10 protein-coding genes are annotated in these 12,664 nt (G+C 61.0%); 7 read left to right on the top strand and 3 right to left on the bottom strand.

The annotated features are described in order from the left end of the window. Positions 1-159: 159 nt before the first annotated feature. The 3 genes from mdh (at position 160) to sucD (ending at position 3,420) form a co-directional block, all read left to right on the top strand. Complete coding sequence (gene mdh, locus AB8A27_RS24605; protein ID WP_441244156.1) at positions 160-1,125, top strand: malate dehydrogenase; 966 nt, start codon at positions 160-162, stop codon at positions 1,123-1,125. Between the two features lie 206 nt (positions 1,126-1,331). Then, the gene (sucC, locus tag AB8A27_RS24610; protein ID WP_441244157.1) at positions 1,332-2,528 is read left to right on the top strand and encodes an ADP-forming succinate--CoA ligase subunit beta; all 1,197 of its coding nucleotides are present in this window, start codon (positions 1,332-1,334) and stop codon (positions 2,526-2,528) included. Between the two features lie 4 nt (positions 2,529-2,532). Beyond that, the gene (gene sucD / locus AB8A27_RS24615) at positions 2,533-3,420 is read left to right on the top strand and encodes a succinate--CoA ligase subunit alpha (protein WP_441244158.1); all 888 of its coding nucleotides are present in this window, start codon (positions 2,533-2,535) and stop codon (positions 3,418-3,420) included. Positions 3,421-3,627: 207 nt separating this feature from the next. Here sucD and AB8A27_RS24620 read toward each other — a convergent pair whose 3' ends face one another. From AB8A27_RS24620 to AB8A27_RS24630, 3 genes are all read right to left on the bottom strand, one after another. Continuing rightward, positions 3,628-4,506, bottom strand: coding sequence for a sulfurtransferase (locus AB8A27_RS24620; protein WP_441244159.1), 879 nt, complete (start codon positions 4,504-4,506; stop codon positions 3,628-3,630). Positions 4,507-4,614: 108 nt separating this feature from the next. Continuing rightward, positions 4,615-5,754, bottom strand: a complete 1,140-nt coding sequence (locus tag AB8A27_RS24625; protein ID WP_441244160.1) for an acyl-CoA dehydrogenase family protein — start codon at positions 5,752-5,754, stop codon at positions 4,615-4,617. A 67-nt stretch (positions 5,755-5,821) separates the two neighbouring features. Continuing rightward, on the bottom strand, positions 5,822-6,364 hold the full coding sequence (locus AB8A27_RS24630) for an OsmC family protein (RefSeq protein WP_439095647.1): 543 nt from the start codon (positions 6,362-6,364) through the stop codon (positions 5,822-5,824). A 238-nt stretch (positions 6,365-6,602) separates the two neighbouring features. On the opposite strand from AB8A27_RS24630, the gene AB8A27_RS24635 reads away from it, so the two are divergent. The 4 genes from AB8A27_RS24635 (at position 6,603) to AB8A27_RS24650 (ending at position 12,648) form a co-directional block, all read left to right on the top strand. Then, the gene (locus AB8A27_RS24635; RefSeq protein ID WP_441244161.1) at positions 6,603-7,286 is read left to right on the top strand and encodes a TetR/AcrR family transcriptional regulator; all 684 of its coding nucleotides are present in this window, start codon (positions 6,603-6,605) and stop codon (positions 7,284-7,286) included. 174 nt (positions 7,287-7,460) lie between these two features. Next, positions 7,461-10,418 carry a 2-oxoglutarate dehydrogenase E1 component gene (locus AB8A27_RS24640; RefSeq protein WP_441244162.1) on the top strand — a complete coding sequence of 986 codons (2,958 nt, stop codon included), beginning with the start codon at positions 7,461-7,463 and terminating at the stop codon, positions 10,416-10,418. A 116-nt stretch (positions 10,419-10,534) separates the two neighbouring features. Beyond that, positions 10,535-11,779 carry a 2-oxoglutarate dehydrogenase complex dihydrolipoyllysine-residue succinyltransferase gene (gene odhB, locus AB8A27_RS24645; protein ID WP_441244163.1) on the top strand — a complete coding sequence of 415 codons (1,245 nt, stop codon included), beginning with the start codon at positions 10,535-10,537 and terminating at the stop codon, positions 11,777-11,779. Positions 11,780-11,901: 122 nt separating this feature from the next. Next, a complete protein-coding gene (locus tag AB8A27_RS24650) occupies positions 11,902-12,648 on the top strand; it encodes an SDR family oxidoreductase (protein ID WP_441244164.1) in 747 nt (248 codons plus the stop codon). The last annotated feature ends 16 nt before the right edge of the window (positions 12,649-12,664 follow it).

Below are 12,664 nucleotides of genomic sequence, written 5' to 3' on the forward strand. Positions count from 1 at the left end.
GATTCCAATTTCCGGTTCGCCCATAATAATTTGCATTGCAGGCCGGCGCTCGACAATTGGGCAGACCCCGACTTGAACGCTGTCCGCGAAAGGGATAACCAGCCTGTCAGCATTTCCTGCTCCCTCCTCACCCCTTCGGGCTTAAAGGATAGATTTCCCATGGCGCGTAACAAAATCGCATTGATTGGTTCTGGTCAGATCGGCGGAACGCTCGCTCACCTCGTTGGCCTGAAAGAACTCGGCGACGTCGTGATGTTCGACATTGCGGAAGGTGTGCCGCAGGGCAAATCGCTTGATCTCGCGCAGTCCTCGCCGGTCGACGGCTTCGACGCCAAGCTGACCGGCGCCAACTCCTATGAAGCGATCGAAGGCTCGGACGTCATCATCGTCACCGCTGGCGTGCCGCGTAAGCCCGGCATGAGCCGCGACGATTTGCTCTCGATCAACCTCAAGGTGATGGAGCAGGTCGGCGCGGGCATCAAGAAATACGCTCCGAACGCCTTCGTCATCTGCATCACCAACCCGCTCGACGCGATGGTCTGGGCGCTGCAGAAGGCCTGCGGCCTGCCCGCCAACAAGGTCGTCGGCATGGCCGGCGTGCTGGACTCGGCGCGCTTCCGCTACTTCCTGGCCGATGAATTCAACGTCTCGGTCGAAGACGTCACCGCCTTCGTGCTCGGCGGCCACGGCGACACCATGGTTCCGCTGGTCAAGTATTCGACCGTTGCCGGCATCCCGCTGCCGGACCTCGTGAAGATGGGCTGGACCTCGCAGGCCCGCATCGACGAGATCGTCGATCGCACCCGCAACGGCGGCGCCGAGATCGTCAACCTGCTCAAGACCGGCTCGGCCTTCTACGCTCCCGCAGCTTCAGCCATCGCAATGGCCGAGAGCTACCTCAAGGACAAGAAGCGCGTTCTGCCCTGCGCCGTGCACCTCAACGGTGAGTACGGCGTCAAGGACATGTATGTCGGCGTTCCCGTCGTGATCGGCGCCAAGGGCGTCGAGCGCGTCGTCGAGATCGAACTTGTCGGCAAGGACAAGGAAGGCTTCGACAAGTCGGTCGCTTCAGTGGTGGGCTTGATGGACGCCTGCAAGAAGATCGCGCCCGACCTGCTCGGCTAAGATCAAGCGGACTTCACCGGCACCCTCTGGGTGCCGGTTTTGCATTTGACGACGCTGGCAAACACTGCAACGAACCCCTCAGCCAATTCGTCCGTCACACGGAATTACCGACGTCTTTGACTTGCGGCATCCTTGGTATACAGTATGCCAATTCAAAGAAGACGACGTGAATTCCAAGTTCACCATCCGGGGTTCGGGAGCAACCTATGAATATCCATGAATATCAGGCGAAAGCCGTGCTGAAGGAATTCGGCGTGCCCGTGTCGAAGGGCGTGCCAATCCTCAAGGCCGAAGAAGCTGAAGCTGCCGCCAAGCAGCTGGGCGGTCCGTTGTGGGTGGTGAAGAGCCAGATCCACGCCGGCGGCCGCGGCAAGGGCAAGTTCAAGGAAGCATCGGCCGGCGACAAGGGCGGCGTCCGCCTCGCCAAGTCGATCGACGAGGTCAAGGAATTCTCCAAGCAGATGCTCGGCGCGACCCTCGTGACCGTGCAGACCGGCGAAGCCGGCAAGCAGGTCAACCGCCTGTATCTGGAAGACGGTTCGGACATCGAGAAGGAGTTCTACCTCTCGCTGCTCGTCGACCGTGAAACCTCGCGCGTAGCTTTCGTCGTTTCGACCGAAGGTGGCATGAACATCGAGGACGTCGCCCACGACACCCCTGAGAAGATCATCACCTTCTCGGTCGATCCGGCCACCGGCGTGATGGGCCATCACGGCCGCACCGTCGCGCAGGCGCTGGGCCTCAAGGGCGATCTCGCCAAGCAGGCTGAGAAGCTGACCGCGCAGCTCTATACGGCGTTCATCGCCAAGGACATGGACATGCTGGAGATCAATCCGCTGATCGTATCCAAGCAGGGCGAGCTGAAGTGCCTCGACGCCAAGATGTCGTTCGACTCGAACGCGCTGTATCGTCACCCGGAAATCGTTGCGCTGCGCGACACCACGGAAGAGGACGAGAAGGAAATCGAGGCGTCGAAGTATGACCTCGCTTACATCGCCCTCGACGGTACGATCGGCTGCATGGTCAACGGCGCCGGCCTCGCAATGGCCACGCTCGACATCATCAAGCTCTACGGCGAAAGCCCCGCCAACTTCCTCGACGTCGGTGGCGGCGCTTCCGAGGAGAAGGTGACTGCAGCGTTCAAGATCATCACGGCTGATCCGAACGTGAAAGGCATTCTCGTCAACATCTTCGGCGGCATCATGAAGTGCGACGTCATCGCCGCCGGCGTTGTCGGCGCGGTGAGGGCTGTCGGCCTCAAGGTGCCACTGGTTGTCCGCCTCGAAGGTACCAATGTCGAGGAAGGCAAGAAGATCATCCGCGAGAGCGGCCTCAACGTTCTGCCCGCCGACGACCTCGACGATGCTGCGCAGAAGATCGTCAACGCGGTGAAGGGAAAGTAAGCCAATGTCAGTCTTGATCGACAAGAACACCAAGGTCATCACCCAGGGCTTCACCGGCAAGAACGGCACCTTCCATTCCGAACAGGCGATCGCCTACGGGACCAAGGTTGTCGGCGGCACCTCGCCGGGCAAGGGCGGCTCGACCCATATCGGCCTGCCGGTGTTCGATACCGTGGCGGAAGCACGCGACAAGACCGGCGCCGATGCGTCGGTGATCTACGTGCCGCCGCCGGGTGCCGCAGACGCGATCTGCGAAGCCATCGATGCGGAAATCCCGCTGATCGTCTGCATCACCGAGGGCATTCCGGTGCTCGACATGGTGCGTGTGAAGCGTTCGCTGTCGGGATCGAAGTCGCGCCTGATCGGGCCGAACTGCCCGGGCGTCGTCACCGCCGGTGAATCGAAGATCGGCATCATGCCGGCCAACATCTTCAAGCCCGGCAAGGTCGGCATCCTGTCGCGTTCCGGCACGCTGACCTATGAAGCGGTGTTCCAGACCACCCAGGCCGGCCTGGGCCAGACCTCTGCAGTCGGCATCGGCGGCGATCCGGTCAAGGGCACCGAATTCATCGACGTGCTCGAGATGTTCCTGGCCGACGACAAGACCGAGTCGATCATCATGATCGGTGAAATCGGTGGTTCGGCGGAAGAAGACGCGGCACAGTTCATCAAGGACGAAGCCAAGCGCGGCCGCAAGAAGCCGATGGTCGGCTTCATCGGCGGCGTCACCGCACCTCCCGGCCGTCGCATGGGCCATGCCGGCGCCATCGTGTCGGGCGGCAAGGGCGACGCCCAGTCGAAGATCGCAGCCATGGAAGCCGCAGGCATCCGCGTCTCGCCGTCGCCGGCGCGCCTCGGCACCACGCTGGTGGATGTGCTGAAGGGCAAGTAAGCCCCGCGCATAACGATTGAGAATGACGAAGGCCCGCTCGAAAGAGCGGGCCTTTTGTTTTCGCGCCACACACTCGTCATTCCGGGACGGGACTGGCGCCGCAAGCAGCGGGACCGAGCCCGGAATCTCGCAGTGATAGAACCGCACGGGATTCCGGGCTCGCGTCCGGCAAAAGCCGGCCGCGCCCCGGAATGACGGTGAAACGTCTTACGCCGCCACGGCCTGCTTCTCGCCCACCAGCGGCAAGCCTTCCTCGATCGGATATTTCACATCGCGGCTCCATTCGTTCCAGGATCCGAAGTACATTCTGACATCAGCGACGCCAGCGTTCTTCAGTGCGAGAAACGTGTTCGACGCCCGCGCGCCCTTGAAGCAGTAGAGATAAACCGTGGTCGCCGGCGTGATGCCGACGGTGGCGCATTCAGCGAGGATCTCGTTCTTCGATTTGAAGCGCGGGCCTTCCGATGTCGGCTTCATCATGCGGTACCATTCGATCCAGACAGCGCCGGGAATGCGGCCCATGCGCGGGCAGAAATCCTTGCCATAGGGCGATGAACTCTCGCCGATCCATTCGTCAACATCGCGGACGTCGAGAATGGCAATCGATGGATTGCCGAGGGCGGCCTGCATGGTCGCTGCATCGATCAGGATCGAGCCGGCCTCCGGCTTGATCGCGAACGAAGCCGCTGTCGGCGTCGGGACGTCTGTGGTCGTCGGCAGGCCTTTCATGGTCCAGGCGTCATAGCCACCGTGCAGGACCTTGATCTTCGGATAGCCGAGGAATTCCAGCAGGAAGTAGCCGCGGCAGGACTGACCAAAGCCCGAATTCATGGACTGTTCGTAGATCACCGCAGTCTCGCTGCCGGACAGACCGGCACCGCCGAAGGCCGCAGCGAACTTCTTCTTCAGCTCGTCCATGCCTTCGGGCGTCGAGGTGGCGAGGAACGTAAAGATCTCATGGAGATTGACGGCGCCGGGGATATGCCCGGCCGCATAGGCATCGGGATTGCGCGTGTCGATGACGACGCAAGGTTCTGACTTCATGAACGTGACGAGATCGTCTGCGGAAATGAGAACTTCAGCCATTGAAAGCCTCCACTGTGTTGAACCGTCGTTGTTGAGCCGTTTGAGCTGGATCGCCTGTCGTTTCGCCGTGACTTAAGTCAATTCGCTTTCTGTTCACGTAAGGTGAAGTCACGCTCCTCCCTGGTCTCCCTGAGTTTCGCGCGCATTGTCTGCGAGCATTTTTCTGAGTTGCTTGGTGGCGGGGGTCACGATCGCCACAAAATAGGCTTCACGCAGCCGGCGCTGTGCGCGGTGCGATTTGAGGTAGCCACGTGCGCCACAATGCAGCATCGCCGCATGTGCTGCGGCGACAGCTGCATCGCCGGCGCGCAGACGCAATTCAACGACGCTGCGCCAATAAGCGTTGCTGGTGTCAAACGGCGTCGCCGCAAGCACCATCGTCTCCGCTTCCATCTTTGCGAGAAGCCCGGCGAAATCCTCGGGTTGCTGCGGCAGGAAGCAATTGACGTGGGCCAGCGTCGGCTTGACGCTGTCCATGATCGCGACGCAGTCGCGCACCAACCCGAGGCCCATGCCCATCTGCATCAGAATGAAGCCAGCACGAATTTTTTTCACGAACGGCATGGCCGGCGCAGCAAGCACCTGATCGTCGGGAATGAAGACATCACGGAACTGCACGGCGTAAGTGCCGGTACCATCCATCGCCAGAAACGGCTTGCATGGCGTCAATGCGAGGTTTTCATCCGCGCAGTCAGCGAGGAACATCACCTTTTCACCGGAGCCGTCATCGAGTTCGAAGATCGTGCCGAACATGTGGTCGGGACCGAGATTCGATACCCATGGCAACGCACCGCGGACGATATATCCGCCTTCGGTGCGTCGACCTTTCAGCTTCAGCTTCTCGATGCCGAAGAAGCTCTTCATCGGATTCGACAAGCCGGTACCGCCGAGCAGCTTGCCGCTCGCGGCATCGCTGAGATACTTCGCCTTCAGCGCGGCGTTATCGGAATTGAGGATGTACCAGACCAGCGTGTTCTGACACCACGCCATGAAGGCGGTGGAGCCGCAGGTTTCGCCGATGGTCGAGATGCCCGCAATCGTCTCCCCGAGATCGGTGTGAGCCGACCAGGCACCGACATCGCCGAGATAACGCAGCGCCCGATCCGGATAGATCGTGCCTTCGTCGATTTCCAAAGCGATCGGTGAAAGATCGGTGCGCGCGACGGCGGCTATTCGTTCAACGAGCGACGGTGTGTCGCCCGCCGCATCAACATCATCCGATTTCCGCAGCACAGCCGTCGTGGTCATGTCGATCTCCGTCACGCGCAAGGAAAAGAGAGGGCGGCCGCATCGCTGCGGCTGCGCGAACTCACATTCAAGCAGAGACTTCGAGATTGACGGGACGCGTGAAGGTGTTGGCGACGGGCGACCACTTCTTGACGTGATCGATCAGCGCGTCGATCTCGGCCTGCGCAATGCCTTCGCATTCCATGTCGACCTTGATGCGCACATCGGTGAAACCGACCGGCTTCTCGCTGATGTCGCCGGTGCCCCAGACAGCAGTGATGTTGAGGTCGCCTTCGAGCTGCAGTTCGAGTTTGTTGACGGTCCAACCACGATGCACCGCGTTCGCGTGCAGACCGACCGCGATGCAGGAGCCGAGCGCCGCCAAGGACGCCTCTGATGGATTCGGCGCCGTGTCGTCGCCGAGCAGCGCTGGCGGCTCATCGACGATGTAGGGCGGCAGGTTGCGGATGTAGTTGGCGTGGCGGAACTTGCCCTCGGCCACCGTCTTGCACTTCAGCGTCTTGATGACGTTGGGATTGGCTTTGCCGTTGGCGATCAGCTGTTCGAGCCCGCCTTTGTCGATCGGCGCGAGGCAGCCGGTCAGGGCGGTTTTGGCGGCAACAGCAGTCATTGGTTCTCTCCCTTGGAACGGATGGATAGATACAGAACGTTCTGTATCTTTGCAGAAAGTGTGCCAGCAGCAGCTGGATCGGAAACGGCCACGATTTCAGATGGTTGACGAGATGCCGTAGAATCGAGCAGAGGGGGAATTGCCACTTACCGCGCCAAATCGACGTTTACCCGCTCGAATATTGGTCAGGAACCGATGATTGCTTGCGCCTCGCGCGCGCCATGACATATGACAGGGCATGACCGATGCGATGCCGCAGGCTGTCGAGAGCAAAGTTCCGCAGGTGACGCCGCGGGAGCGGCTGATGGACGCAGCAACAAGGCTGTTCTGCAAGAATGGCATCAATGCCACCGGCATCGACGCTATCGTCAGTGAGGCCGGTACGGCCAAAACCACGCTCTACAAGAACTTCAAATCGAAGGACGATCTCGTCGACGCCGTGCTCAAGGCGGAAAGCGAGACCTGGCGCGGCTGGTTCATTGCAGCCGTGGAACGCGCCAAAACCCCGCGTGAAAAGCTGGATTCGATCTTCCCCGCGCTGAAAAGCTGGTTTGCCGAAGACACCTATTACGGCTGCGTTTTCATCAATGCAGTGGGTGAGCACTCGAAGGACGAAACCCGGCTGCGCGACATCACGATCCGGCACAAATCGTTCATTCTCAAGCACATCTCAGGACTGGCCGAAGCCGCCGGTGCAAAGAAGCCGGATTTTCTGGCCCACCAAATCGGCTTGCTGATGGATGGCGCCATCGTCGCCGCCATGGTGACCCGGGATCCGACCGTCGCAGACGCCGCCGGCATGGCCGCCAATGCCCTGCTGGACGAGGCCTGCGGACCGCCCAAAATCCGCCGCACCCGACGCGCCGGACTGCAAGGCGGCGCTGCCGCTTTGGCCAAGGAAGACCTCAGTGTCGTCGACTGAAATGCGCGGGCAAAATCTCGCGCACAAAGAATTGACGAAATATTCAGTTCTTCGTGCTTTTCAGGGCGCACATTCGGATTAAATAGGGTAGAAGCTCGCTCGACTTTAGGATGATCCGGCAACCGGATCAGCCCTCGCCAAAATTTCCGCGCGATACCAAATCAGGACGCCATCATGTCTCGCCAGGACGCGAACGCCGCCTTTGCACTCTCCTCATTTCTGCAGGGCGCAAACGCCACTTATATCGACGAACTTTATGCCCGTTACGAAAAGGACCCCTCCTCGGTCGATGCCGAGTGGCAGGAGTTCTTCAAGAGCCTGAAGGACTCGCCTGCCGACGTTCAAAAGAACGCCGAAGGTCCGTCCTGGGAAAAGACCAACTGGCCGCTGACACCGAAGGACGACCTGACCTCCGCCATGGATGGCAACTGGGCCCAGGTCGAGAAGGTCATGGGCGCAAAGCTCGCCGCCAAGGCCGCACAGCCCGGCGCGACCGCGCCGACGGGTGACATTAATCAAGCCACCCGCGACTCCGTGCGCGCGCTGATGTTGATCCGCGCTTTCCGCATGCGCGGCCACTTCCACGCCAATCTCGATCCGCTGGGGATTGAAGGCCAGAAGGATCACGAGGAACTCGATCCCCGCTCCTACGGCTTCACCGATGCCGATTACGACCGCAAGATTTTCCTCGATAACGTCATCGGCCTCGAATACGGCACGCTGCGCGAGATCGTTGCGATTCTGCAACGCACCTATTGCCAGACCCTCGGCGTCGAATTCATGCACATCTCGAACCGCGCCCAGAAGGCGTGGATTCAGGAACGTATCGAAGGTCCGGACAAGGAAATCAGCTTCACGCCAGAAGGTCGCCGCGCCATCCTCCAGAAGCTGATCGAAGCCGACGGCTTCGAGAAGTTCTGCGACGTCAAGTTCACCGGTACCAAGCGTTTTGGCCTCGACGGCGGCGAATCATTGATCCCGGCGCTGGAACAGATCATCAAGCGCGGCGGCAGCCTGGGTGTGCGTGACATCGTCGTCGGCATGCCCCATCGCGGTCGCCTCAATGTGTTGACCCAGGTGATGGGCAAGCCGCACCGCGCGCTGTTCCATGAATTCAAGGGCGGCTCGGCCAATCCGGACGAGGTCGAAGGTTCGGGTGACGTCAAGTACCACCTCGGCGCCTCGTCGGATCGCGAGTTCGACAACAACAATATCCATCTGTCACTGACGGCGAATCCGTCGCATCTTGAAATCGTCGATCCCGTGGTGCTCGGAAAGGTCCGCGCCAAGCAGGACCAGAATGGTGATCCGCCGGACCAGCGTATTTCCGTGCTGCCGCTGCTGATGCATGGCGATGCGGCCTTCGCAGGTCAGGGTGTGGTCGCGGAATGCTTCGCGCTGTCGGACCTGAAGGGTTACCGCACCGGCGGTTCGATCCACTTCATCGTCAACAACCAGATCGGCTTCACCACCTATCCGCGTTACTCCCGTTCGTCGCCCTATCCGTCCGATGTCGCGAAGATGATCGACGCTCCGATCTTCCATGTGAACGGCGACGATCCGGAAGCGGTTGTGTTCGCCGCCAAGATCGCGATCGAGTTCCGACAGAAGTTCCACAAGCCTGTCGTCATCGACATGTTCTGCTATCGCCGCCACGGCCATAACGAAGGCGACGAGCCGGCGTTCACCCAGCCGGTGATGTACAAGAAGATCGGCGCGCATCAGTCGACGCTGGATATCTATGCCAAGCGCATCATCGCCGATGGCGTGATGACCGAAGGCGAAATCGACAAGGCGAAGGCCGATTGGCGCGCTCGTCTCGATGCCGAGCTCGAAGCCGGCGCTGGCTACAAGCCGAACAAGGCCGACTGGCTCGACGGCAAATGGGCTGGCTTCAAATATGCCGACCAGGAGGAAGATCCCCGCCGCGGCGTGACGGGTGTCGACGTCGATACGCTGAAGGCTATTGGCGCCAAGATTACCAAGGTGCCCGATGGGTTTCGGGTTCACCGCACGGTACAGCGCTTCCTCGACACCCGCGCCAAGGCGATCGAATCAGGCGAAGGAATCGACTGGGCGACCGGCGAAGCACTCGCATTCTGTACGCTGATGGAAGAAGGTCATCGCGTCCGTCTGTCCGGCCAGGACTCGGAGCGCGGCACCTTCTCGCAGCGTCACTCGGTGCTGTTCGATCAGGAAGACGAAAGCCGCTACACGCCGTTCAATCACCTCAAGCCCGACCAGGGTCACTACGAGGTTATCAACTCGCTGCTGTCGGAAGAAGCCGTGCTCGGCTTCGAATACGGCTACTCGCTCGCCGAGCCGAAGGCTCTGGCGCTATGGGAAGCCCAGTTCGGCGACTTCGCCAACGGCGCACAGGTGCTGTTCGACCAGTTCATCTCGTCGGGTGAACGCAAGTGGCTCCGTATGTCGGGCCTCGTCTGCCTGCTGCCGCATGGCTATGAAGGCCAGGGCCCGGAGCATTCCTCCGCACGCCTTGAGCGTTTCCTGCAGATGTGCGCGGAAGACAACATGCAGGTCGTCTATCCGACAACTCCGGCCAACTACTTCCACATGTTGCGTCGTCAGTTGAAGCGCGAGATCCGCAAGCCGCTGATCGTCATGACGCCGAAGTCGCTGCTGCGCCACAAGCGCGCAGTATCGAAGCTGAGCGAACTCGGTGAGAACACCAGCTTCCATCGCGTCCTGTTTGACGATGCTGAGAAGTTGCCGGACGAGAAGATCAAGCTCGCCCCCGACAACAAGATCCGCCGCGTCGTGCTGTGCTCGGGCAAGGTCTATTACGATCTCTACGAAGAGCGTGAGAAGCGTGGCGTTGACGACATCTATCTGATGCGTATCGAGCAGCTCTATCCGGTGCCGCTCAAGACGCTGGTGCAGGAGCTGACCCGCTTCAAGGGTGCGGAATTCGTCTGGTGCCAGGAAGAGCCGCGCAACATGGGCGGCTGGCACTTCATCGAGCCCTATCTCGAATGGGTGCTCAATCAGATCAACGCCACCCACAAGCGTCCGCGTTACGCCGGCCGCGCCGCATCTGCGGCGACCGCTACCGGCCTGATGTCCAAGCATCTCGCCCAGCTCAAGGCCTTCCTCGACGAAGCGCTCGGCTAAGCCTCCATCCTGTTGGCGAATGCCCCGCACCCGCGGGGCGTTCGCATATCCGCATTGATTTCAAGTTCAGGCAGGGATGACCGAGCGGGTCGCCACGCCACAAGAGGAAATAGACAATGACTGAAATTCGCGTTCCCACGCTCGGCGAATCCGTGACGGAAGCCACCATCGGCCGCTGGTTCAAGAAGGCTGGCGATGCCGTCGCCGTTGACGAGCCGTTGGTTGAACTCGAGACCGACAAGGTCACGATCGAAGTGCCCGCACCGTCTGCTGGCGTGCTCGGCGAAATCGTTGCCAAGGATGGCGAGACCGTCGCTGTCGGCGCCCTGCTCGGCCAGATCACCGATGGTGCCGGTGGCGCCAAGCCGGCTGCTGCGCCTGCCAAGCCTGCAGCCCCGACCCCAGCTGCTGCACCCGCCGCGGCTGCGCCTGCTCCCGCTCAGAAGTCAGCACCTGTCGATGCGCCGCTGGCGCCGTCGGTGCGCAAGATTTCGGCCGAGAGCGGCATCGATGCCGCCACCGTGCCCGGTTCGGGCAAGGATGGCCGCGTGACCAAGGGCGACATGCTCGCTGCGATCGAAAAGGCCGCTTCGGCACCGACCCCGGTCAATCAGCCTGCCGCTGCCGTGCAGGTTCGTGCGCCGTCGCCGGCTGACGACGCCGCCCGCGAAGAGCGCGTGAAGATGACGCGTCTGCGCCAGACCATCGCGCGCCGCCTCAAGGACGTGCAGAACACCGCCGCGATGCTCACGACCTTCAACGAGGTCGACATGACCAACGTCATGACGCTGCGCTCGCAGTACAAGGACGTGTTCGAGAAGAAGCACGGCACCAAACTCGGCTTCATGGGCTTCTTCACCAAGGCCTGCGTGCAGGCACTGAAGGATCTCCCGGCCGTCAACGCCGAGATCGACGGCTCCGACCTGATCTACAAGAACTATTATCACGTCGGCGTTGCCGTCGGTACCGACAAGGGTCTCGTCGTTCCCGTGGTGCGCGACTGCGATACCAAGTCGATCTCGGACATCGAAAAGACCATTGCGGACTTCGGCAAGCGTGCCCGTGACGGTCAGCTCAAGATCGACGAAATGCAGGGTGGCACCTTCACCATCACCAATGGCGGCATCTACGGTTCGCTGATGTCGACGCCGATCCTGAACGCGCCGCAGTCGGCCATCCTCGGCATGCACAAGATCCAGGAACGTCCGATCGTGGTCGGCGGCAAGATCGAGATCCGTCCGATGATGTATCTGGCTTTGTCCTACGATCACCGCGTGATCGACGGCAAGGAAGCCGTGACCTTCCTCGTCCGCGTCAAGGAAAGCCTGGAAGATCCGGCACGTCTCGTTCTGGATCTCTGATCTCTCCTTATTCACTATCATCAACCGGTAGCGGCGACGCTGCCGGTTGATGACTAAGAAGCCTTGATATCCGAAGCCTCGATACCTGAAGTCTTGGCACCTTAGCGAAGCTGGAGCAGGACATGACCGACAGCGTCGTCATCATCACTGGTGGTAGCCGGGGTATCGGCCGTGCAACGGCGCTCAAGGCGGCGGCACGCGGGTTCAAGGTCGTGGTCGGCTATGCCAGCAACGAAGCCGCTGCGAATGAAGTTGTTGCGAAGATCGAAGCGACCAACGGCAAGGCCATCGCCGTAAAATGCGACGTCGGTTCCGAGGCGGACATCCTCGCGCTGTTCGAGGCGGCCGACGCGTTCGGGCCGCTCGGTGCGCTGGTCAATAATGCCGGCATCGTCGGCCCCTCCATCCGCGTCGATCAGATGAGTGCCGAGCGCATCGCGAACATGATGACGGTGAATGTCACCGGCAGCATTCTTTGCGCCCGCGAGGCCGTGAAGCGGATGTCGACGAAGCACGGTGGCAAGGGCGGCGTCATTGTCAACCTGTCATCGGTTGCTGCCAAGCTGGGCGCACCCAACACTTATGTCGATTACGCCGCCTCGAAGGGCGCGATCGATTCCTTCACCATCGGATTGGGACACGAAGTCGCAGCCGAGGGCATTCGCGTCGCCGGCATTCGGCCGGGTTTGATCGATACCGATATTCACGCGTCAGGCGGTGAGCCCGATCGCGCACACCGTCTCAGCGTTCACGTCCCGATGAAGCGCGTCGGCACCGCGGACGAAATCGCCAATGCCATCGTCTGGCTGCTGTCGGACGAAGCCTCTTACGTCACATCCACCATTCTCGACGTGTCCGGTGGCCGCTAAGGCCCAGGCACCCCAT

Origin of the sequence: Tardiphaga sp. 768_D3_N2_1 (assembly GCF_052076105.1) — a bacterium.
GTDB lineage: Bacteria > Pseudomonadota > Alphaproteobacteria > Rhizobiales > Xanthobacteraceae > Tardiphaga.

Coding starts and splice junctions, on each gene's coding strand:
- AB8A27_RS24640 (WP_441244162.1), top strand. CDS start 7,461: ATGTCTCGCCAGGACGCGAACGCCGCCTTTGCACTCTCCTCATTTCTG.
- AB8A27_RS24630 (WP_439095647.1), bottom strand. CDS start 6,364: ATGACTGCTGTTGCCGCCAAAACCGCCCTGACCGGCTGCCTCGCGCCG.
- AB8A27_RS24625 (WP_441244160.1), bottom strand. CDS start 5,754: ATGACCACGACGGCTGTGCTGCGGAAATCGGATGATGTTGATGCGGCG.
- AB8A27_RS24650 (WP_441244164.1), top strand. CDS start 11,902: ATGACCGACAGCGTCGTCATCATCACTGGTGGTAGCCGGGGTATCGGC.
- sucC (WP_441244157.1), top strand. CDS start 1,332: ATGAATATCCATGAATATCAGGCGAAAGCCGTGCTGAAGGAATTCGGC.
- AB8A27_RS24635 (WP_441244161.1), top strand. CDS start 6,603: ATGACCGATGCGATGCCGCAGGCTGTCGAGAGCAAAGTTCCGCAGGTG.
- sucD (WP_441244158.1), top strand. CDS start 2,533: ATGTCAGTCTTGATCGACAAGAACACCAAGGTCATCACCCAGGGCTTC.
- AB8A27_RS24620 (WP_441244159.1), bottom strand. CDS start 4,506: ATGGCTGAAGTTCTCATTTCCGCAGACGATCTCGTCACGTTCATGAAG.
- odhB (WP_441244163.1), top strand. CDS start 10,535: ATGACTGAAATTCGCGTTCCCACGCTCGGCGAATCCGTGACGGAAGCC.
- mdh (WP_441244156.1), top strand. CDS start 160: ATGGCGCGTAACAAAATCGCATTGATTGGTTCTGGTCAGATCGGCGGA.